The organism is Streptomyces mayonensis, from assembly GCF_018982965.1.
Taxonomy (GTDB): Bacteria; Actinomycetota; Actinomycetes; order Streptomycetales; family Streptomycetaceae; genus Streptomyces; species Streptomyces mayonensis.
Genome location: NZ_JACBYP010000137.1, coordinates 1 through 20,133 on the forward strand (window position 1 = coordinate 1; position 20,133 = coordinate 20,133).

Here is a 20,133-nt window from a genome sequence, read left to right on the forward strand (position 1 = left end):
CCAACCCCCCCGCCCCCCCCCCCCCGCCCCCCCCCCCCCCAAACACTACCCCCCCCCCCCCCCCCCCCCACCCCCCCCCCCCCACCGCCCCCACCGACCCCGCCCCGCCCCGCCGGCGCGTCCCGCGCCTCGCGCTCTACGCCGCGACCGGTGTCGTCGCCGTCAGTGCCGCCGTCGCGCTCGCGCTGAACCTCCTGTCGAAACCGGGCGAGACCGAGGACCGCGGCCCTGCCGGGGCCGTCGCGCAGAGTTCCGCGCCGCCGGTTTCCGGGAGCCCCGCCGGGTCGCCGTCCCCGAGCGGCAGCGACTCCTCGTCGCCGTCCGCCTCCGCCACCGCGCCCCCGACCGGGACCGCCTCCGCCCCACCGTCGCGTCCGGGCGCCGCCGGGCCGAGTGGCGAAGCACCCGACAACGAGCCCCTGTTCAACGTGTCGATCACCCCGTACCACTGGGACGTGCCCTGCGACCACGCCTTCCTGGTCGACCGCAGCCCGAAGAACGTGCCGGAGCCGCCTACGCTGCAGGGCGCCGTCGGCTGGGCCGTCCCGCTCAAGGCGGTCTCGGCGAACCGGCAGGTGGTTCGCCTCACCGTGCAGGGCACCGGCGCGCGGACGGTCGTCCTGAACGATCTGCACGTCCGCGTGGTGAGCAGCGGACCGCCGCTGGACTGGAACCAGTACGTGATGGGCAACGGCTGCGGCGGCCAGGTGGACACCAAGGCCTTCGACGTCTCGCTCGACCTGGGCACCCCGCTCGCGACGCCGATCGGGGGACAGCGCGACTTCCCGTACAGCGTCACCGAGTCCGATCCGGAGGTCTTCTACGTCAACGCGCACACCAGCGGCCACGACGTCAGCTGGTACCTAGAACTGGAGTGGTCCAGCGGCGACCGGCACGGCACCATGCGCGTCGACGACCACGGCAAGCCGTTCCGCACCAGCGCCTCCCGGGACGACTCCTCCTACGCGTGGCCCCTCGGCGGCGACGGCTGGGAGCTGATGAAGGACGGCTGAGACGGGGCGGACGGGTTCCTGCGGCCTGCAAGAGCCAAGCCGGCACCGCCAAGTCGGCCCGGACGCTAGGTTGTTGGGCACCAGAGCCGTGCGCGCCGGCACGGCGACGTCCGAAAGGTGGTACGCCCGTGCCCGGTGACGCCCTCAGCCAGGACCCCGCGGAGCTGCGGAGGCGGATCGACAGCAGCAAGGCGCACCCGGCACGGGTCTACGACGTCTTCCTCGGCGGCAAGGACCACTACGCGGCCGACCTCGACGCGGCGGCCGCCGGGCTCGCCGCCAACCCGCGCGGCTACCTCGACGTACGGCACAACCGCGACTTCCTGCGGCGGGCGGTGGCCACGCTCGTCCGCGAGGACGGCATCCGGCAGTTCCTCGACATCGGCACCGGGCTGCCGACCGCCGAGAACGTGCACCAGATCGCCCAGCGCGTCGCGCCCGCGTCGCGGGTCGTCTACGTCGACAACGACCCGGTCGTCCTCGCCCACGCCCGCGCGCTGCTCACCAGCGGTCCCGAGGGGCGTACGGACTACATCGACGCCGATCTGAGGAACCCGGCCCGCATCCTCGAACAGGCCGCCGAGACCCTCGACTTCGACCGGCCCGTGGCGCTGTGCCTCGTCGCCGTACTGCACTTCGTCGAGGACGACGAGGCGTACCCGATCGTCCGCGAGCTGGCCGGCGCGCTGCCCGCCGGGAGCCGGCTCGTCCTCAGCCACCTCACCGAGGACCTCAACCCGGAGAACGTGCGCGCGGTCCAGCGGACCTACACCGAGCGCGGCTTCACCTTCGTCCTGCGGTCCCGGAAGGACGTGGAGCGCTTCTTCGCCGACAGCGGCGCCGCGCTCGCCGCGCCGGGTGTCGTGCCCGTGCACCGCTGGCGGCCGGACCACGCGGCGCCCGTGCCGGAGCAGCCGGAGGAGGCGTACCTGGACTCGCTCGACGCCATCGAGCGGGTCCGCTACCAGGACATCAACGACGTCACGGACGCCGACATCAACGTGTACGGGGGGCTGGGCGTCAAGGCCTGACACCTCCCCCGCCCCGCCGGTCCGCAGGCGACGGCCGTCGGCCGGCGGGTACCGGTGTCCGGATCGCGGAAAGTCTCTTGTAGGGGGCACATGTTTCCTTACGCTGCGGACATGACCGCGACCGAGATCCCGCCCGCCGCCGCCACCACCGTTGCCCTCGCTCCGCCGCCGCAGCTCGCCGCGCGGGCCCGGTCGACCGGTGGGTCGCCCGTACGGGACATCCTCGCCGTCACCGCCCGCCCCGAGGTGATCAACTTCGCGGGCGGACTGCCCGCCCCCGAGCTGTTCGACGCCGACGGCATCGCCGAGGCGTACCGGGCCGTCCTCGCCGAGGTGCCCGCGCGGGCCCTGCAGTACTCCACCACCGAGGGCGAGCCCACCCTGCGGGCCGCGCTCGCCGACCGCACCTCGGCCCGCGGGCTCGGCACCGGCGCCGACGACATCCTCGTCACCACCGGTTCCCAGCAGGCCCTGTCGCTCCTGGCCACCGCCCTGCTCGAACCCGGCGACACCGTCCTCGTCGAGAGCCCCTGCTACCTGGCCGCGCTCCAGGCCTTCGGCTTCGCGGGCGCCCGGGTGGTGGCCGTGCCGGGCGACGAGGACGGCATCGACCCCGCGGCACTGGAGGAGCTGGTGGTGCGCGAGCGCCCCAAGCTGCTCTACACGGTCCCCACCTTCTCCAACCCCACCGGGCGCACCCTGCCGGCCGCCCGCCGTGCCGCCGTGGCCGAGGTCGCCGGACGGTGCGGGCTGTGGATCGTCGAGGACGACCCGTACGGGGAACTGCGCTTCGAGGGCGAGCGGGTGCCGTGGATCGCCTCCTACGAGGGGGCCCGGGACCGGACCGTACTGCTGGGCTCCTTCTCCAAGGTCATGGCGCCCGGCCTGCGCCTGGGCTGGCTGCGGGCGCCCGCCGGACTGCGCCGGGCCTGCGCGGTCGCCAAGCAGGCCGCCGACCTGCACACCCCGACCCTCAACCAGCTCGCCGCCGCCCGCTACCTCGCCGACCGCGACCTGGACGCGCACGTCACGCGCGTCGCCGCCGCCTACGCGGTCCGCCGGGACGCCATGCTCGCGGGCCTCGCGGACGCCCTCCCGGCGGGGTCGTCGTGGACCCGCCCCGAGGGCGGCATGTTCCTGTGGGCCCGGCTGCCCGCCTCGTACGACACCACCGCGCTGCTCCCCGACGTCGTCCGGCACGACGTCGCGTACGTCCCGGGCGCCCCCTTCCACGCGGGCGAGCCGGACCGCGCGACGCTGCGGCTGTGCTACGTCACCCAGACACCGGACGAGATCGCGGAGGGCCTGCGGCGGCTGGGTGAGGCGCTGCGGTAGCGATACCGCCGGTGTGTCCGTACGTGCTCAACCGGCCACGCGGGCGTCGACGCACTCCCGTTCGCCGTCGGCCGAGGCGGGCCGGAAGCAGGCCCGGACGACGGTGCCGGGGCGGGTGGCGGTCATGACCGTGTAGACGTAGGACCTGGTGTCGACCTCGTCGGCGACCTCCGCGTGACGGGTCGGGCCGTCCGCCGTCATCTCCAGCCGGTCGCCGACGCTCGTCCGCCACATCCGGGCCCAACTGGCGTCGCACCGGGGGCTGTAGCGCAGTTCCACCTGGGCGCCGGTGCTGGTGCGCTCCGTGGTGAGGGTGTCGGGGCCCGCTCCGCAGAACATGTGGATCGGGTCCTGGCCCTCGCAGGTGGCGCCCCGGCAGCGGGGGCCGGGTGCGGACGGGGCGGTGGACGGCGGGTCCGTCGTGTTCTGGCGGTGCGGCAGCAGGACGAGCGCCGCGGTGACGCCGCCGACGGTGACCGCGCACACGGACGCCAGCACCGTCGCCAGTCGCCTGCGGTCCGGGCGGGCCGCCGCCGGCTTCTGCGGGGGCTCGGGCGACGACGACGGCGACGGGGGCTCGGGAGGCGGTTCAGACGGCGGAGGCTGCGAGGGCGGGGCGGGGGCCGGTTGCGCCGCGCGTCCGCTCCACTGCGACTCCGCGATCTCCCACAGCGCCAGCAGCCGTCCCTCCGGCTCCCGGGCCAGCCGGCACAGGTCCTGCACCGCCCGGCGCGGGGGCAGCGTCCGGCCGTTGAGATAGCGCTCCCAGGACGACTTGCTGTACGGGGTGCGCTCCGCCAGCGCCGCAAGGCTCAGGCCCGTGCGCGTGCGCAGTTCCCGCAGCGCCGCGGTCAGACGGGTGCGTTCCGGGGACGCTTCCGGTGTCAACGCGGTGCCGTCCCCCTCAGCGCCTGCCAGGTGTGCGGGCCGACGATGCCGTCGACGACCAGCCCGTCGCGCTGCTGGACGCGCTTGACCGCGCGCTGCGTCAGCGGGCCGAAGATGCCGTCGATCTCACCCGGCGAGAGGTCCGCCCGGTCCAGCAGGCACTGGACCTCGGCCACCTCGGGACCGGCCTCGCCGAAGGCCACGACGGCGTCCTGGGTGCGGCTGTTGCCCGCGTACCAGCGGCCGTCCTCCTGCCGGACCCGGCACTGGTAGACGACCTTGGACCCGGAGGCCGACGCGGTGGCCGGCGCGGCCGAGGCCGCCGCGGGGTGTCCGTCGGAGCCGCCGTCGCCGGAGCCGGAGGTGAAGCGCACCGTCAGCAGGACGGCCGCGGCCACGGCCAGCACCAGGGCCACCGCACCCGCGACCACGGCGGGACGTGACCTGCGGGTGGCGGTCACCTCGCTCGGGCCCGCGGGCCCGGTCGCCTCGTCGGGCTCCGGCTCCCCGAGCGCGACGCCGCGCGTCCGCGACCAGTGCTCGGCGGCGACCTCGTGCAGCGCGAGCAGCCGGGTCGGGTCCTCACCGGCGATCCGGGCCATCGCCTCGACGGCCTCCCGGGGCGGCAGCGACCGGCCGCCCAGATAGCGCTCCCACGACTTGGCGCTGTACCCCGTCTTGGCGGCCAGCTGCCGCATGCTCAGTCCGCCGTGGTCCTTCAGCCGCCGTAATCGCACCACCAACTGGCTCACTCGCGGGTCCAGCTCCGCAGGCAGCTCTTTCCAACGCGACATGTTCCCCCCACTCGCGTCCGGGCTCGCTGGTCCAGATTTCCGTTCCCCCGGCCTCATTCTGCATCAGCGACAACGCGGCCCACCGGGGCACGGTTCCCGCACCAACCGGAATCGGCCACCCCGTCCCGCCGTCCCGCTGTCCCGCCGTACCGACTCCGCGGCCGACGTCCCCGCAGGTCAGCGGGTGGGACGTCCCGTGCGGACGTCAGTTCCGGGGCGGCAGTGGCAGGCCGGGCCGACGGGGCCGCAGTCTCGTTGTCGAGCCGGCCGGTGCGGTCGGCTCCGTCCACCGGAAGGGGAGAGACCATGACCGTCACCCGCAAGCGCGTCTCGATGCTGGTTGCCGCGGCGGCCCTCGGCACCGCCCTCGCCGTGCCGGCCACGGCCACGGCCGCGCAGCAGGGCGGCGACAGCGTCGCCTCCGCGCAGGCCTATTCCTGCTCGATCAAGAACGTCAACGGCAAGAAGCAGGCCGGCTACTACAGCGGCAACAGCGTCGTCCCGTCGTCCGGGTCGGTCACCAGCGCGGGCATCGAGGCCCAGTGCATCCTCAAGGCGATGGGCTACCCGACCGGCACGGTCGACGGCATCTTCGGAACCAACTCGAAGAAGGCCATGAGGCAGTTCCAGACGGACGTGAACAAGGTGTACGGGCGGACGGTCCTCAGCGTCGACGGCCTGCCCGGTCCGCAGTCCTGGCCGTACCTGCGCACGTTCTGGTAGGCCGCGGACCGAAGGTCGTTCGCGCGTGCGGCCCGTCCTCCCACGGGGGAGAGGACGGGCCGCACGTGTCTGTCTGCGACCCCCCGGCGCTCAGAGCCGCTCGGGCGTCCTGATGCCCAGCAGGGCCATGCCCCGGTGCAGGGTGCCGGCCGTGATGTCGCACAGGAACAGCCGGTTCTCCACCTGCTCCGGCGTCCCGGCCTTCAGGACCGGGCACTTGTCGTAGAACGCCGTGTACAGCGACGCCAGTTGGTACAGGTACGCGGCCAGCTTGTGCGGGGCGTACTCCACGGCCGCCTCGAAGACCGTGTCCCCGAACGCGTCCAGGTGCAGGCCCAGCGCGCGCTCCGCCTCGTGCAGCTCCAGCTCCGGGTGGGCGGCCGGACGGACCTCGCCGGCCTTGCGGAGGATGGACCGGATACGGGCGTAGGCGTACTGGAGGTACACGCTGGTGTCGCCGTTGAGCGAGACCATCTGGTCCAGGTCGAACTTGTAGTCGCGGCTCGGCGACGTCGACAGGTCCGCGTACTTCACGGCCCCGATGCCGACCTGCGCGGCCCGCTCCCGGATCTCGTCCTCGGTGAGGTCCCGCGCCTTCTCCCGCACGACCTCCGCCGCCCGCTGCACGGCCTCGTCCAGCAGGTCCTCCAGGCGTACGGTCTCTCCCGCACGCGTCTTGAAGGGCTTGCCGTCCGCGCCGAGCACCGTGCCGTAGCCCATGTTGTGCGCGGTGACGCCGTCGCCGAGCCAGCCGGCCCGGCGGGCGGTCTCGAAGACCATCCGGAAGTGCAGGGACTGGCGTACGTCGACGACGTACAGCAGCGTGGTCGCGTGCAGGTCCTGGACGCGGTTGCGGATCGCGGTCAGGTCGGAGGCCGCGTAGCCGAAGCCGCCGTCGGCCTTCTGCACGATCAGCGGGACCGGCTGGTCGTCCTTGCCGCGGATCTCGTCGAAGAACACCACGAGCGCGCCCTCGGAGCGCACCGCGACGCCCGACTCCTCCAGGAGGCGGGCGGTCTCGGGCATGCCCTCGTTGTACGCGGACTCGCCGACGATCTCCTCGTCGCGGATCTCCATGTCGAGCTTCTCGAAGACCGAGTAGAAGTAGACCTTCGACTCGTCCACGAAGTGCTGCCACAGTTCGAGCGTCTCCTTGTCGCCGGACTGCAGGGCGACGACCCGCCTGCGGGCCCGCTCCTTGAACTCCTCGTCGGAGTCGAAGACCGCGCGCGACGCCTTGTACACCCGGTTGAGGTTCGACATGGCCTGCTCGCCGTCGACGTCCCCGGCCGGGGCCAGCTCGCCGGGGTGCTCGAACAGGTACTGGATGAGCATGCCGAACTGGGTGCCCCAGTCGCCGATGTGGTGCCGGCCGACCGTCTGCTCGCCGGTGAAGTCGAGCATGCCGCGCAGGGCGTCGCCGATGACCGCGGAGCGCAGGTGGCCGACGTGCATCTCCTTGGCCACGTTCGGCTGGGCGTAGTCGACGACCGTGACGCCCGGGGCCGCCTTCAGGGGCACGCCGAGACGCTCGCCGTCCGCGAGCCGCGCGGCGAGGTTCCCGGTGATGGCGCGGTCGGCGACGGTGATGTTGAGGAAGCCGGGGCCCGAGACCTCGACGTCCTTGATCAGCTCGTCGCCGGTGGTGACGTGCGCGACGACCTCGGTGGCCAGCTCCCGCGGATTGGCCTTGGCCTTCTTGGCCAGGGCGAGGATGCCGTTGGCCTGGTAGTCCGCCCGGTCGCTGCGTCGCAGCAGCGGGTCGGCGCCGGCGGCCTCCGGCCGGGTGGCCGTGAGGGCGGACGCGAGCTGCTGCTGGACGGAGTCGCTGAGGGACGTGACCGAGGCCATGGAGTGGCTGCCGTTCTGCTCGGGTTCTGGAGTGGTACAGAAGCCGAGTATCCCATGCGGTGAAAAGCGGTTTTCGCGGATGCGGGCCGGGCTGGGAGAATGGAACGGTCAGCCGTGCGACCGTACCGGCTGCCTCCGGAGCGGTTGCAGAGAAGTTCCGAGAGACGTTCACCGAGAAGCATCAGGAAGAGGACGTGCCGATCGTGGCTCAGAGCACAGAGACCACCGACTGGGTCTCCCGTTTCGCGGACGAGGTCGTCGCCGAGTCGGAGCGTCGTGCGACGGGCGCGAAATCGTCACTCGCCACCGCTTCGGGACGTGTCGTCGTCGCGTCCGGACTCTCCCCCTCCGGCCCCATCCACCTGGGCAACCTGCGCGAGGTCATGACCCCGCACCTGGTCGCCGACGAGATCCGCCGCCGCGGCCACCGGGTGCGGCACCTGATCTCCTGGGACGACTACGACCGCTACCGCAAGGTGCCCGCGGGCGTCCCCGGTGTCGACGAGACCTGGGCCGAGCACATCGGCAAGCCGCTGACCTCCGTCCCGGCCCCCAAGGGCTCCCCGCACCCGAACTGGGCCGAGCACTTCAAGGCCGCCATGGTCGACGCGCTCGCCGAGATGGGCGTCGAGTTCGACGGCATCAGCCAGACCGAGCAGTACACCTCCGGTGCCTACCGCGAGCAGGTCCTGCACGCGATGAAGCACCGGCAGGACATCGACGCGATCCTCGCCCAGTACCGGACCAGGCCGAAGGCCGCCGGCAAGAAGTCGCAGAAGCCCGTCGACGAGGCCGAGCTGGAGGCCGCCGAGGGCTCCGGCGCCGCCGCCGAGGACGACGGCAGCTCCGGCTCCGCCGGGTACTACCCGTACAAGCCGTACTGCGGCAACTGCGAGAAGGACCTGACGACCGTCACCGCCTACGACGACGACTCGACCGAGCTGACGTACGCGTGCACCGCGTGCGGCTTCTCCGAGACCGTGCGGCTGAGCGAGTTCAACCGCGGCAAGCTGGTCTGGAAGGTCGACTGGCCGATGCGCTGGGCCTACGAGGGCGTCGTGTTCGAGCCCAGCGGCGTCGACCACTCCTCGCCCGGCTCGTCCTTCCAGGTCGGCGGGCAGATCGTCGGCATCTTCGGCGGCGAGCAGCCCATCGGGCCGATGTACGCGTTCGTCGGCATCAGCGGCATGGCCAAGATGTCCTCGTCCAAGGGCGGGGTGCCCACCCCGGGCGACGCGCTGAAGATCATGGAGCCGCAGCTGCTGCGCTGGCTGTACGCGCGGCGCCGCCCCAACCAGTCCTTCAAGATCGCCTTCGACCAGGAGATCCAGCGGCTGTACGACGAGTGGGACCGCCTCGACGCCAAGGTCGCCGACGGCAGCGCGCTGCCCGCCGACGCCGCCGCCCACGCGCGGGCCGTCGGCACGGCCGCCGGTGAGCTGCCGAGGACGCCCCGGCCGCTGCCGTACCGCACGCTCGCCTCCGTGGCCGACGTCACCGCCGGGCACGAGGACCAGGCGCTGCGCATCCTCGGCGAGCTGGACCCGGCCGACCCCATCGCCTCCCTCGACCAGGCCCGGCCGCGCTACGACAAGGCCGAGGCGTGGATCAACACCCACGTCCCGGCCGACCAGCGCACCGTCGTGCGCGACGCGCCGGACGCCGAGCTGCTGAAGTCGCTGGACGAGCCGAGCCGGCAGTCCCTGCGGCTGCTGCTCGACGGACTCGCCGGCCAGTGGTCCCTGGACGGGCTCACCCACCTCGTCTACGGCGTCCCCAAGGTCCAGGCCGGGTACTCCGCCGACGCCACGCCCAAGGAGCTGCCGCCGGAGATCAAGACCGCCCAGCGGACGTTCTTCGCCCTGCTCTACCACCTGCTCGTCGGCCGCGACACCGGCCCGCGCCTGCCCACGCTGCTCCTCGCGGTGGGGCAGGAGCGGGTGCGGACGCTGCTCGGGGAGTAGGACCCGCCGTCACCGCGGTGAAGGGGCGTACGGCACCGTGCCGTGCGCCCCTTCACCGTGCGCGGGCGCGTCACGCGATGTGGTCCTCCTCCAGCTCCGCGCTGTGGCGGTTGGTGAACTGGGTGACCAGACGCTTCGTCTCGTGGTCGGCCAGCGGTGTGCCGAACGTCGCCTCGACGTTGTCGCCGAACTCCCGCGGCGTCGGGTAGCTGCCGTTGATCGACTGCTTGAACACCTGGTAGTAGGCGTCCTCGTCCGGACCCTGCGGCTCCGAATCCGGCTGCGGCTGCGGCTGCGGTTGCGGTTGCGGTTGCGGCTCCGGGGCCGCAGGCCCTCCGCCCTCGCCCAGCTCGCGGGTGCGGCCCGGGACCACGGGTATGGGGAAGCTCCCCGTCTCCTCCGGCGAGGGCTCCTGCAGCGGCGGCTCCTCCTCGTACTGGTCCCGGTACTGGTCGGCCTGCTGCTGCTCCTCGTACCACTGGGCGTACTGCTCGGCCGGGTCGTAGGAGGGGTCGTAGCCGCCCTGGTACGCGACCTGGCGGGAGTTGAACCAGGGGCTCTGCTCGGGACCGGCCCCCTCAGCGACGGGCCCCTCCCCGACGGGCTGCTCCCCGGCGTACGGGTCTCCGGCGTACGGGTCTCCGGCGTCGGGGTCGCGGGCGGGCTGCTGACGTGGGTGCTGCTCCCGGGCGCGCCCCGGGGCGGGCTCCGTCCCGGCGCCCTTCACGAGTTCGGGGCGCTGCTCGCGCGCGGACACCGGCTGCTGGTCGGCGGCCGTCTGCGGGGGCGCCGGCGGCAGCAGGGCCGGTTCGATGCCCGCCGCCGCCAGCCCCGCCGGGGCCGTCTGGGCCAGCGGGACGCCGTAGCGGGCCAGGCGCAGCGGCATCAGGGACTCGACGGGGGCCTTGCGGCGCCAGGCCCGGCCGAACCGGGAACGCAGCCGCGCCTGGTACACCAGCCGCTCCTGCTCCAGCTTGATGACCTGTTCGTAGGAGCGCAGCTCCCACAGCTTCATACGGCGCCACAGCAGGAAGGTCGGCACCGGCGAGAGCATCCAGCGGGTGAGGCGGACGCCCTCCATGTGCTTGTCGGCGGTGATGTCGGCGATCCGGCCGATGGCGTGCCGGGCGGCCTCCACGGAGACCACGAACAGGATCGGGATCACCCCGTGCATGCCCACGCCCAGCGGGTCGGGCCAGGCCGCCGCGCCGTTGAAGGCGATCGTCGCAGCCGTCAGCAGCCAGGCCGTCTGCCGCAGCAGCGGGAAGGGGATGCGGATCCAGGTCAGCAGCAGGTCCAGGGCCAGCAGCACGCAGATGCCCGCGTCGATGCCGATCGGGAAGACGTAACTGAAGTTCCCGAAGCCCTTCTTCAGCGCCAGTTCCCGCACCGCCGCGTACGAACCCGCGAAACCGATGCCGGCGATGATGACGGCACCGAAGACGACCATGCCGATGAGAACGCGATGCGTCCGGGTCAGCTGTAGTGGCGCGGCCACCCGTACTCCCCTCCCAGTGCCTGTTGTTGCGCGCAACAGAGTGGCACATGTGTACGGGGAACGGGTGGCCGGTGGGTCGATACGATCCGTCAGCCCGACTACGAAGCGGACGCCGAGGCCGACTTCGACCCCGCGTCGGACGGCGCGGACGAACCGCTCGACGCGCCGCCGCCGTCCCCGCCCGCGGCGTTGGCCTTCGTCACCGCGGCCACCACCTCCTTGGCCGCCTTCTGCGCGTCCTTGACCATGTCACCGGCGTCCGGGCTCTTCTCGCCCGCCAGGCCGGCACCGTTGTAGTCGAGGGTGACGACGACGTTCTCGACCCGCGCCACCACCGTCTGCTGCTTGAAGGTGCCTTCCTTCTTCTTCAGCTCGTAGCGCACGAGGGAGGCCTCGTCGCCCGTGCCGGCCGCCTGCTCGGTCTTCAGGCTCTTCGCGTCCTTCGTGGCCTGGGCGTCCTGCAGCTGCTTCTGGTAGTTGGCGTGCGCCAGCTTGTCGCCCGCGCCGCGCGTGACGTCCGACTCGAAGCGCAGCATCGACACGCTCAGCCAGCGGAACTGGGAGCCGTCCACACCGTTGTCGTCGAGGCTGTCCCAGGAGCAACTGGCGCGCGTCGCGGTGTCGTTGGAGCCGCCCTCCTTGCCGGAGTCCGCCTTCGGCACCAGGTCCTTCAGCGACTTCTTCGCCAGCACCGAGCACGGCTCCGGAAGCTTCCCGTAGGCCGCCGCCTGCACCGTCGGGGACGGGCTCGCGGACTTCGACGCGGCGGACTCCTTCGCGGCCTTGTCCTTGGCGTCGTCGGAGCCGGAGTCCGAGGAGCAGCCGGCCACCACCAGCACGGCGGGGACGGCGGCCGCGCAGACGAGGACGCGGGTGCGCCGCGCCACTCGCTGGTCTCGCTTCTCTCGCATCTCTCGCTGGTCACGCTGGGCTCGAAGCTGCATGGTTCCTTCACTCGTGGTACTCGTCGTACTCGTAGCACTTGTGCACTCGTGCACTTGCGCGTACTCGTGGCACTCATGTGACTCGTGGTCCTGCGTTCGGAACGGGTCCGAGGGGCCACGGTACGCGGTGAAGAAATCGTGCGAACCCTCTTCCGGCGCACCGCACGCGGGCACCGGGGAGCCGGGGGCGGGCTCAACCGCCGAGCGAATCAGCCAGCTGGGAGGCCAGTTTCCGGGCCATGTCCTGCATTTCCTCGCTGTCCGGCACGACTCCGAGCGTCGCCGACTGCTCCGCGTACTCGATGGTCACCACGACGTTCGACGTGCGGAACGCCACAGTCACCGTGCGCCGCTTCGCCGTCGAACCGGACGCGCTCAGCTCGTCGTCCAGGAACGCCTCGTCGCCCAGGTCGTCGAGGAGCCGGGGCTGGAGCTCGGCGGACGGGCCTGAGGAGGCGTCACCCGTGGCGGACCCGGACGGCGCCCCGGACGCGGATCCCGACGCCGGCCCCGACGGCGGCCCGGAGGACGCGCCGGGCGACGCGGTGGCGGACGGCGCCCCGGACCCGGAGCCCGATTCGGACCCCGACTCGGACGCGGAACCGGTCTCGGATCCCGACTCCGACCCGGATGCCGAGGCCGGCTCCGACTCCGGCTCCGAGGTGACCGGTTCCGGCAGGTCGGCCGCCTCCACCTGCTTCGCGAACAGCTGCTCCGCCTGGTCGTCGTCGCTCACCGAGCTGTCGTACGACACCACCCGCTCGAAGTCGACGAAGAGGTGGTCGGTGGCGTCGGCCGAGTCGACCTTCCAGCGGCAGCCGACCTTGCGGTCCGTGTCGTAGGCGAGCGTCGGTTCGCCCGCGTACGCCTTCTCGCGCTGCTCCTCGTCCGTGATCTCCTCGATGCCGGGCAGGAGCGAGTCGAGCGTCTTGTCCCCGACCGCGCCGCAGGGCTCCGGAAGGGTCCGGTACTTGCCGGGCTCGGCCGCCTCGGTGGTGACCCCGGGCTGCCCGGGGTTGGAGTCGTCCGCCGTGGCGCCGTCGCCCGAGCCGCCGGTGCAGCCGGCCAGCAACGCCGCGAGCAGGGCGGCGACGCCGGGTACGTAGGCCTTCCGCTGCACGGTGCGGCTCCTCTCGCCGGGGTGGCTGTGGTGGGGGACTCCAGTGTCCCCGCTGGTTATTCGTTTGCCGCACGGGGGCGCCCCCTGCAGACAATGTGTATCGCACGCGCTGCCGTGAACGCCGGTCGGTCACCCCTTTGGGCACCTTCGGTGACGGTTTTTGCGCTGTATCACTTCTGTCTTTTCTACGGGGGATGAGGCGTTATGTCGTACGTGGAGATGCCGGGCGCGAAGGTGCCGATCCGGATGTGGACCGACCCGGCGACGGTCGAGGAAGGCGCGCTGCAGCAGCTGCGCAACGTGGCGACCCTGCCGTGGATCAAGGGCCTGGCGGTGATGCCGGACGTGCACTACGGCAAGGGGGCGACCGTCGGCTCCGTGATCGCGATGCGCGGCGCGGTGTGCCCGGCGGCGGTGGGTGTCGACATCGGCTGCGGCATGTCCGCCGTGCGGACCTCCCTGACGGCGAACGACCTGCCGGGCGACCTCTCGCGGCTGCGCTCGAAGATCGAGCAGGTGATCCCGGTGGGGCGGGGCATGCACGACAGCCCGGTCGAGCCGGGGCGCTTCCACGGGCTGGCGACGAGCGGATGGGACGACTTCTGGGGGCGGTTCGACGGAGTGGCCGATGCGGTCAAGTTCCGTCACGAGCGGGCCGGAAAGCAGATGGGTACGCTCGGAAGCGGCAACCATTTTGTTGAGGTTTGCACGGATTCGACCGGTTCTGTGTGGCTGATGCTCCACTCCGGTTCCCGCAACATCGGCAAGGAACTGGCCGAGCACCACATCGGCATCGCCCAGAGGCTCCCGCACAACCAGGGCCTCGTCGACCGCGACCTCGCGGTGTTCGTCGCGGACACCCCGCAGATGGCGGCGTACCGCAACGACCTGTTCTGGGCGCAGGAGTACGCGAAGTACAACCGCACCCTGATGATGGCGCTCCTCAAGGACGTGGTCCGCAAGGAGTTCAAGAAGGCCAGGCCGGTCTTCGAGCCGGAGATCTCCTGCCACCACAACTACGTGGCCGAGGAGCGCTACGACGGCATGGACCTGCTCGTGACCCGCAAGGGCGCGATCCGCGCGGGGGCCGGGGACTACGGGATCATCCCCGGTTCCATGGGTACGGGTTCGTACATAGTGAAGGGTCTCGGCAACGCCGAGTCCTTCAACTCCGCCTCCCACGGCGCCGGTCGGCGCATGAGCCGGAACGCCGCCAAGCGGCGCTTCTCCACCAGGGACCTGGAGGAGCAGACGCGGGGTGTGGAGTGCCGCAAGGACTCGGGCGTCGTGGACGAGATCCCGGGCGCCTACAAGCCGATCGACCAGGTCATCGACCAGCAGCGCGACCTGGTCGAGGTCGTGGCGCAGCTGAAGCAGGTCGTCTGCGTGAAGGGCTGACGCGCCCGCCGCCCCGAGGGGAGCCCGCCGCAGCCCCCGGAGGGGAGAGAGGGCCCGCCGCCCCCGGGGGAGGGGGCGGTGCTACGCCTCCCGGTGCACCTTCGTGTTCGAGGCCTGGGCGCGGGGGCGGACGACCAGGAGGTCGATGTTGACGTGGGCGGGGCGGGTGACGGCCCACGTGATGGTGTCGGCGACGTCGTCGGCGGTCAGGGGCTCGGCGACGCCCTGGTAGACCTTGGCCGCCTTCTCCGTGTCGCCGGCGAAGCGGGTCAGGGCGAACTCGTCGGTCTTCACCATGCCGGGCGCGACCTCGACGACGCGCACCGGGCGGCCGACGATCTCCAGGCGCAGGGTCTCGGCGAGGACGTGTTCGGCGTGCTTGGCGGCGACGTAGCCCGCGCCGCCCTCGTAGGTGGCGTGACCGGCGGTGGAGGAGACGACCACCACCGTGCCGTCGCCGCTCGCCTCGAGGCGGGGGAGCAGGGCCTGGGTGAGGTTGAGGGTGCCGAGGACGTTCGTCTCGTACATGCGGCGCCAGTCCTCGGGGTCGCCGGTGGCCACCGGGTCGGCGCCGAGCGCGCCGCCCGCGTTGTTGACCAGGACGCCGATGGTCCGGAACGCCGTGGCGAACTCGTCGACCGCCGCACGGTCCGTGACGTCCAGGGCGTAGGCCGTCGCCTGGTGACCGGCTGCCTCGATCTCCGCGGCCAGTGCCTCGATGCGGTCCTTGCGGCGGGCGGTGAGGACGACGCGGTAGCCGGCGGCGGCGAGCTGCCGGGCCGTGGCGGCGCCGATGCCGCTGCTCGCACCGGTGACGACGGCGATGCGGGAGGCGGCGGACGGGACGGCTGCGGGGGCCATGGGCTGCTCCTGAGGTGTTCGCGGGTGTTCGCAGGCTGTCGCGGGTGTTCGCGAGGGCGGTGCGGTGGTCGTGGCCCAGGGTAGTCAGCCGCCGTTGCGCGGCGCCCACATGATCACGGCCATTCCGGCCAGGCAGACCAGCGCCCCGGTGATGTCCCAGCGGTCGGGGCGGTAGCCGTCGGCGACCACGCCCCACAGGATCGAGCCGGCCACGAAGATCCCGCCGTACGCGGCGAGGATGCGGCCGAAGTGGGCGTCGGGCTGGAAGGTGGCGACGAAGCCGTAGGCGCCGAGGGCGAGGACGCCGCCGGCCGCCCACAGCCAGCCGCGCTGTTCGCGCACGCCCTGCCAGACCAGCCAGGCACCGCCGATCTCGAAGAGGGCGGCGACGACGAACAGGGCGGCGGAGCGGAGGACGAGCATGGGGGCAGCTTCGCACGGGCCGTTCCGTACGGGCCCCGCGGGCCGGGCCGGGCCGCGCGAGGCAGGCCGGGCCGCCGGGGCCGGTCCGCCGGGGCCGGAATATCGGCCGGGTGCCTTCCGTTTGCGGGTATAGTTGAACCGTAAACAACTTGGAGGTTGAGCGATCATGCAGTTCGGCATCTTCAGCGTCGGCGACGTCACGCCCGACCCGACCACGGGGCGCACGCCGACCGAGCGTGAGCGCATCAAGGCCATGGTCGCCATCGCGCTCAAGGCCGAGGAGGTCGGGCTCGACGTCTTCGCGACCGGCGAGCACCACAACCCGCCCTTCGTGCCGTCCTCGCCGACGACCATGCTCGGCTACATTGCGGCCCGCACCGAGCGGCTGGTCCTGTCCACCTCCACCACGCTGATCACCACCAACGACCCGGTGAAGATCGCCGAGGACTTCGCGATGCTCCAGCACCTGGCCGACGGCCGGGTGGACCTGATGATGGGGCGCGGCAACACCGGGCCCGTCTACCCCTGGTTCGGCAAGGACATCCGCGAGGGCATCAACCTCGCGGTCGAGAACTACAACCTGCTGCACCGCCTGTGGCGCGAGGACGTCGTGAACTGGGAGGGCACGTTCCGTACGCCGCTGCAGGGCTTCACCTCCACGCCCCGGCCGCTGGACGGCGTCGCGCCCTTCGTGTGGCACGGCTCCATCCGCTCCCCGGAGATCGCCGAGCAGGCCGCGTACTACGGCGACGGCTTCTTCCACAACAACATCTTCTGGCCCGCCGACCACACCAAGCGCATGGTCGAGCTGTACCGGGCCCGCTACGCCCACTACGGCCACGGCACGCCCGAGCAGGCGGTCGTCGGCCTCGGCGGCCAGGTGTTCATGCGGCGGAACAGCCAGGACGCGGTGCGCGAGTTCCGCCCGTACTTCGACGTCGCGCCGGTCTACGGGCACGGGCAGTCGCTGGAGGACTTCACCGAGCAGACGCCGCTGACCGTGGGCTCGCCGCAGCAGGTGATCGAGAAGACCCTCGCCTTCCGCGACTACGCCGGTGACTACCAGCGCCAGCTGTTCCTGATGGACCACGCGGGGCTGCCGCTGAAGACCGTCCTCGAGCAGCTCGACCTGCTCGGCGAGGAGGTCGTGCCGGTGCTGCGCGAGGAGTTCGCCAAGAACCGCCCGGCGAACGTGCCGGACGCGCCGACCCACGCGTCGCTGCTGGCCGCCAAGGCCGCCGGCCAGGAGAAGCAGGAGCAGGAAGGAGCGCGGGCATGAAGCTCGTCGTCGTCTCCGCGGGGCTGAGCGTCCCGTCCTCCACCCGGCTGCTCGCCGACCGGCTGGCCGCGGCCACCGTCACCGCCTCCGCCTCCGCCTCCGCCTCCGCCTCCGCCTCCGCCTCCGCCTCCGCCTCCGCCGCTGCCTCCGCCGCTGCCTCCGCCGGGGAGTCCCCGGCCGAGGTGCGGGTGGTCGAGCTGCGCGACCTCGCCGTCGACATCGCGCACACCTTCACCAACGGCTTCCCCGCGCCGCCGCTCGCCGACGCGTTCGCGGCGGTCGCCGGGGCGGACGGGCTGATCGTGGTGACGCCGGTGTTCTCGGCGTCGTACAGCGGGCTGTTCAAGTCGTTCTTCGACGCGCTGGGCGTCACCGACGAGGACGCGCTGACCGGGAAGCCGGTGCTGATCGGCGCCACCGGCGGCACCGCCCGGCACTCCCTGGCGCTCGACCACGCGCTGCGGCCGCTCTTCGCCCACCTGAGGGCCGTCGTCGTACCCACCGGCGTCTACGCCGCCTCCGAGGACTGGGGCGCCGAAGGCCTCGACGCCCGGATCGAACGGGCCGGGGGCGAGCTGGCGGCGCTCGCGGCGGGGCTCTCCACGGCACGTGCGCCGCGGCCGGAGCGGGACTCCTTCGAGGAGGTCACGCCGTTCGCGGAGCGCCTGGCGGCGCTGCGGCCCGGGGGGGTGAGAGCACGGTAAGAAGCGGGACCCTCCCGCCGCCGCGCCGCCGGCCTTGGCAGACTGGGCGGGTGCCCCGGACCGTGCTGCTCGCCGAAGACGACCGCGCCATCAGGCACGCCCTGGAGCGCGCGCTCACCCTGGAGGGCTACCGGGTCACCGCGGTCGCCGACGGCGTCGAGGCGCTGGCGCAGGCCCACCGCGGGCGGCCGGACGTCCTCGTCCTGGACGTGATGATGCCCGGCATCGACGGCCTCCAGGTCTGCCGGGTGCTGCGCGCCGAGGGCGACTCCACGCCGATCCTGATGCTGACGGCGCTGGTGGAGACCGCCGACCGGATCGCGGGCCTGGACGCGGGTGCCGACGACTACGTCGTCAAGCCCTTCGACGTCGAGGAGGTCTTCGCGCGGCTGCGCGCCCTCCTGCGCCGTACCGACCGCGCCGACCGCGCCGACCGTACGGAGCCCGACGCCGCGTCCGCCGCCCCGGGCTCCGACGGGGCGGACGCCGAACGGGCCGTCCCGGAGCTGGCGGCCGAGGGGCTGCGCATGGACCCGCAGGCCCGCCGCGCCTGGCGGGACGGGCGCGAGCTGGAGCTGACCCGCACCGAGTTCGAGCTCCTGGAGCTGCTGGTCCGCAACGCGGGCATCGTGCTCGACCACTCCACGATCTACGACCGCATCTGGGGCTACGACTTCGGGCCGGGCTCCAAGAACCTCGCCGTCTACGTCGGCTACCTGCGCCGCAAGCTCGACCAGCCGGGCGCCCCGCAGCTGATCCAGACGGTGCGCGGCGTCGGTTACGTGCTGCGGGCGGACTGAGTGGGCGCCGCTCCGTACGGGCACGGGCACCGGCCCCGGCTGCTGTCCCTGCGGACGACGTTCGCGGTGTCCTTCGCGACGATCACCGCCGTGGTCACGGTGCTGGTGGGCGGGCTGTCGTACAACGCGGCGGCGCGGCTGGTCCGGGTGGACCAGGAGTCCGTCTTCGAGCGGGCCGTCCAGGACCTGCGGGCCGAGGTACGGCGGCAGCGGCTGACGCCCGACGACTTCACCTCCTCCGCGCCGGGCCACGACATCGTGCGGCCCGCCCGCACCGACGTGCAGATCCTCGGTCCCGACGGCGCGGTTCTGGACCCGGCGGGGCCCCGGCTGCCGGTGACCGACGCCGACCGGCGGACGGCGGGCGCCCGGACGGCGGGCCGGGTGGTGGAGCACGACGACGTCGACGTGGGCCACGACGTGTTCCGCGTCGGAACCGTCTCGCTGGGCGGCGGCCGGGGCGCGGTGCAGGTGGCGCAGGAGTTCAGCGACACCGAGGACCTGCTGCGGGCCCTGCAGCGGCGGACGCTGCTGCTGATGGCGGCGGTGGTGCTCGCCGCGGGCCTGTTCGGCTGGTGGCTGGCCCGGCGGATCACCCGGCGCCTGGTGGTCCTCACCGCCGCCGCCGAGAAGGTGGCCCGCACCCGCAGGCTCGGCGTCCAGGTCCCGGTCACCGGACCCGACGAGGTGGGCCGCCTCGGCCGCGCCTTCGACCTGATGCTGGGCCGCCTCGCCCAGTCGGAGGAGGACCAGCGGCGCCTGGTCCAGGACGCGGGCCACGAGCTGCGGACGCCGCTGACCTCACTGCGCACCAACATCTCCCTGCTGCGCCGGATCGACGAGCTGCCGCCCGGTGCCCGCGAGGAACTCGTCGCGGACCTGGGGCAGGAGGCCCGCGAGCTGACCGACCTGGTCAACGAACTGGTCGAGCTGGCGGCCGGCCAGGCCGAGGGCGAGCCACCGCAGCCGGTCGACCTGGCCCGCGTCGCCCAGGACGTGGCGGCGCTGGCCCGGCGCCGCACCGGCCGGGAGATCCGCGTACGGACCTGCGGCGTCACCGCGACCGACGGACGGCCCGCCCTGCTCACCCGGGCCCTCTCCAACCTGGTCGAGAACGCCGCGAAGTTCGACCCCGGCGGCACCGGTCCCATCGAGGTCGCCGTCGCCGGGCCCGCCGTACCGGGGCCGATCCGCGTCGAGGTCCTGGACCGCGGCCCCGGCATCGGCGAAGCGGACCTGACCCGCGTCTTCGACCGCTTCTACCGCGCCGCCGAGGCCCGTTCCCAGCCGGGCTCGGGGCTCGGCCTGTCCATCGTGCGCGAGGTGGCCCAGGCCCACGGCGGGGCACCCTTCGCCCACCGGCGGGACGGAGGCGGATCGGTGATCGGCTTCACGGTGGGCGCGGGTCCGGCGGAACCGCCGGAGACCGGGGACGACGGCCGGGCGTGACGGCGCGCGTGGCGGCGCTGGGGGTGGCGTAGGGGGCATAGGGGGCGTAGGGCGTGGC

The 20,133-nt window shown here is 72.9% G+C and carries 19 protein-coding genes; 10 read left to right on the forward strand and 9 right to left on the reverse strand.

Features of this window, described 5'->3' with window-relative positions:
- Positions 1-136: 136 nt before the first annotated feature.
- A complete protein-coding gene (locus tag HZS56_RS38585) occupies positions 137-334 on the reverse strand; it encodes a hypothetical protein (RefSeq protein ID WP_253915292.1) in 198 nt (65 codons plus the stop codon).
- A gap of 94 nt (positions 335-428) precedes the next feature.
- Here HZS56_RS38585 and HZS56_RS38590 point away from each other — a divergent pair, with 94 nt between their 5' ends.
- The 3 genes from HZS56_RS38590 (at position 429) to HZS56_RS32920 (ending at position 3,379) form a co-directional block, all read left to right on the forward strand.
- Positions 429-1,013, forward strand: coding sequence for an ATP-binding protein (locus tag HZS56_RS38590; protein ID WP_253915293.1), 585 nt, complete (start codon positions 429-431; stop codon positions 1,011-1,013).
- A gap of 128 nt (positions 1,014-1,141) precedes the next feature.
- Positions 1,142-2,044 (forward strand): SAM-dependent methyltransferase, encoded by a 903-nt coding sequence (locus HZS56_RS32915; protein WP_216724482.1) that lies wholly within the window; start codon positions 1,142-1,144, stop codon positions 2,042-2,044.
- A 111-nt stretch (positions 2,045-2,155) separates the two neighbouring features.
- Positions 2,156-3,379, forward strand: a complete 1,224-nt coding sequence (locus HZS56_RS32920) for an aminotransferase-like domain-containing protein (protein ID WP_216724483.1) — start codon at positions 2,156-2,158, stop codon at positions 3,377-3,379.
- Between the two features lie 27 nt (positions 3,380-3,406).
- Here the strand turns inward: HZS56_RS32920 and HZS56_RS32925 are convergent, their stop codons facing one another.
- Together HZS56_RS32925 and HZS56_RS32930 are read right to left on the reverse strand one after the other, a co-directional pair.
- Positions 3,407-4,267 (reverse strand): helix-turn-helix domain-containing protein, encoded by an 861-nt coding sequence (locus HZS56_RS32925; RefSeq protein WP_216724484.1) that lies wholly within the window; start codon positions 4,265-4,267, stop codon positions 3,407-3,409.
- Complete coding sequence (locus HZS56_RS32930; RefSeq protein WP_216724485.1) at positions 4,264-5,061, reverse strand: peptidoglycan-binding protein; 798 nt, start codon at positions 5,059-5,061, stop codon at positions 4,264-4,266. Before HZS56_RS32930 ends, HZS56_RS32925 begins: the two co-directional genes overlap by 4 nt.
- A 306-nt stretch (positions 5,062-5,367) precedes the next feature.
- On the opposite strand from HZS56_RS32930, the gene HZS56_RS32935 reads away from it, so the two are divergent.
- Positions 5,368-5,784, forward strand: coding sequence for a peptidoglycan-binding domain-containing protein (locus tag HZS56_RS32935; RefSeq protein WP_216724486.1), 417 nt, complete (start codon positions 5,368-5,370; stop codon positions 5,782-5,784).
- A gap of 90 nt (positions 5,785-5,874) precedes the next feature.
- Here the strand turns inward: HZS56_RS32935 and argS are convergent, their stop codons facing one another.
- Positions 5,875-7,635 carry an arginine--tRNA ligase gene (gene argS, locus HZS56_RS32940; RefSeq protein WP_216724487.1) on the reverse strand — a complete coding sequence of 587 codons (1,761 nt, stop codon included), beginning with the start codon at positions 7,633-7,635 and terminating at the stop codon, positions 5,875-5,877.
- Positions 7,636-7,829: 194 nt separating this feature from the next.
- Between argS and lysS the strand changes: the two genes are divergently transcribed.
- A complete protein-coding gene (gene lysS / locus HZS56_RS32945) occupies positions 7,830-9,599 on the forward strand; it encodes a lysine--tRNA ligase (RefSeq protein WP_216724488.1) in 1,770 nt (589 codons plus the stop codon).
- Positions 9,600-9,669: 70 nt separating this feature from the next.
- On the opposite strand, the gene HZS56_RS32950 is transcribed toward lysS, so the two are convergent.
- The 3 genes from HZS56_RS32950 to HZS56_RS32960 all read right to left on the reverse strand — a co-directional run bounded on the left by HZS56_RS32950 (position 9,670) and on the right by HZS56_RS32960 (position 13,161).
- Positions 9,670-11,097, reverse strand: coding sequence for a DUF2637 domain-containing protein (locus HZS56_RS32950; RefSeq protein WP_216724489.1), 1,428 nt, complete (start codon positions 11,095-11,097; stop codon positions 9,670-9,672).
- Between the two features lie 98 nt (positions 11,098-11,195).
- The gene (locus HZS56_RS32955) at positions 11,196-12,041 is read right to left on the reverse strand and encodes a DUF3558 family protein (RefSeq protein WP_216724490.1); all 846 of its coding nucleotides are present in this window, start codon (positions 12,039-12,041) and stop codon (positions 11,196-11,198) included.
- Positions 12,042-12,234: 193 nt separating this feature from the next.
- The gene (locus HZS56_RS32960) at positions 12,235-13,161 is read right to left on the reverse strand and encodes a DUF3558 domain-containing protein (RefSeq protein WP_216724491.1); all 927 of its coding nucleotides are present in this window, start codon (positions 13,159-13,161) and stop codon (positions 12,235-12,237) included.
- Positions 13,162-13,365: 204 nt separating this feature from the next.
- Here HZS56_RS32960 and HZS56_RS32965 point away from each other — a divergent pair, with 204 nt between their 5' ends.
- Entirely contained in the window at positions 13,366-14,559 is a 1,194-nt protein-coding gene (locus HZS56_RS32965; protein WP_216724492.1) for an RtcB family protein, read from the forward strand.
- A gap of 81 nt (positions 14,560-14,640) precedes the next feature.
- On the opposite strand, the gene HZS56_RS32970 is transcribed toward HZS56_RS32965, so the two are convergent.
- Positions 14,641-15,420 carry an SDR family NAD(P)-dependent oxidoreductase gene (locus HZS56_RS32970; protein ID WP_216724493.1) on the reverse strand — a complete coding sequence of 260 codons (780 nt, stop codon included), beginning with the start codon at positions 15,418-15,420 and terminating at the stop codon, positions 14,641-14,643.
- An 84-nt stretch (positions 15,421-15,504) separates the two neighbouring features.
- On the reverse strand, positions 15,505-15,843 hold the full coding sequence (locus HZS56_RS32975) for a YnfA family protein (protein WP_114532610.1): 339 nt from the start codon (positions 15,841-15,843) through the stop codon (positions 15,505-15,507).
- 166 nt (positions 15,844-16,009) lie between these two features.
- Here HZS56_RS32975 and HZS56_RS32980 point away from each other — a divergent pair, with 166 nt between their 5' ends.
- From HZS56_RS32980 to HZS56_RS32995, 4 genes are read left to right on the forward strand one after another with little or no spacing between them, the layout of a single operon-like run.
- Complete coding sequence (locus HZS56_RS32980; protein WP_216724494.1) at positions 16,010-17,122, forward strand: LLM class flavin-dependent oxidoreductase; 1,113 nt, start codon at positions 16,010-16,012, stop codon at positions 17,120-17,122.
- The gene (locus HZS56_RS32985; protein ID WP_216724495.1) at positions 17,119-17,826 is read left to right on the forward strand and encodes a CE1759 family FMN reductase; all 708 of its coding nucleotides are present in this window, start codon (positions 17,119-17,121) and stop codon (positions 17,824-17,826) included. The genes HZS56_RS32980 and HZS56_RS32985 overlap by 4 nt, the downstream gene beginning before the upstream one ends.
- 50 nt (positions 17,827-17,876) lie before the next feature.
- Entirely contained in the window at positions 17,877-18,626 is a 750-nt protein-coding gene (locus HZS56_RS32990; protein WP_216724496.1) for a response regulator transcription factor, read from the forward strand.
- Positions 18,627-20,075 carry a sensor histidine kinase gene (locus HZS56_RS32995; RefSeq protein ID WP_216724497.1) on the forward strand — a complete coding sequence of 483 codons (1,449 nt, stop codon included), beginning with the start codon at positions 18,627-18,629 and terminating at the stop codon, positions 20,073-20,075. It begins immediately after the preceding gene.
- Positions 20,076-20,133 lie beyond the last annotated feature (58 nt).